General features: G+C 69.8%; 1 protein-coding gene. It reads left to right on the top strand.

Features of this window, described 5'->3' with window-relative positions; all coding sequences use genetic code 11:
• Positions 1-124: 124 nt before the first annotated feature.
• Positions 125-1,073: IS481 family transposase (locus ACWV17_RS33825; protein ID WP_455362670.1), on the top strand; the 949-nt coding region annotated here is incomplete at its 3' end.

Raw genomic sequence — 1,073 nt, 5'->3', positions numbered from 1 at the left:
CTAGGTGTTCTGTCCTGGGAGGTTGTGGACGGGTGAGCCAGGTCTCGGCTGAGGGATCTTGAACAGGTGAGGGCCTTCCGGGTTCGGTGTGGATTGCGACGTCTACACCGAGCGAAAGGCCCTCGTGCCCCACCGTAATGCACCCCTGACCGAGACCGGCCGGCTGCGTCTGGCCCGCTGCGTCGTGGAGGACGGCTGGACCCTGCGCCAGGCGGCCGAACGCTTCCAGGTCTCGCCGACCACAGCCCAGCGATGGGCCAACCGCTACCGGGCCCTCGGCGAGGCCGGGATGACCGACCACTCCTCCCGGCCGCACCACAGCCCCAGGCGGACCCCGACCCGCACCGAACGCCGGATCATCAAGGTCCGCCTCCTGCGCCGGTGGGGCCCGGCCCGCATCGCGCACCTGCTGGGCCTGGTCCCCTCGACCGTGCACCGGGTGCTGACCCGCTACCGCCTGGCCCGGCTCACACACCTGGACCGGGCAACCGGCCGGGTCATACGCCGCTACGAACGCGACAAGCCGGGCGAGCTGGTGCACGTGGACATCAAGAAGCTCGGCAACATCCCCGACGGCGGCGGCCACAAGACCCTGGGCCGCCAGGCCGGCCGCAAGACCCGCTCAGGCGCCGGCTACAGCTACATCCACACCGCCGTCGACGACCACTCCCGCCTCGCCTACAGCGAGATCCACGCCGACGAACGCAAGGAGACCGCGACCGCCTTCTGGACCCGCGCCCAGGCGTACTTCACCTCGTGCGGGATCACCGTCGAACGGGTCCTGACCGACAACGGCGCCTGCTACAAGTCCCACACCTGGCGCGACACCCTCGCAGCGGCCGGGATCGCACACAAACGCACCCGGCCCTACCGGCCACAGACCAACGGCAAGGTCGAACGCCTCAACCGCACCCTGCTCGACGAATGGGCCTACGCCCGCCCCTACCAGAGCGAGCAGGAACGACGCGACGCGTTCCCCGGCTGGCTGCACACCTACAATCACCACCGCGGACACACCGCGCTCGCAGGCAAACCACCCGCCAGCCGCGTCCCCAACCTCACAGGGCAATACA

The organism is Streptomyces mabaensis (genome assembly GCF_053763515.1).
This window is presented reverse-complemented; position numbering and strand designations above follow the sequence as displayed.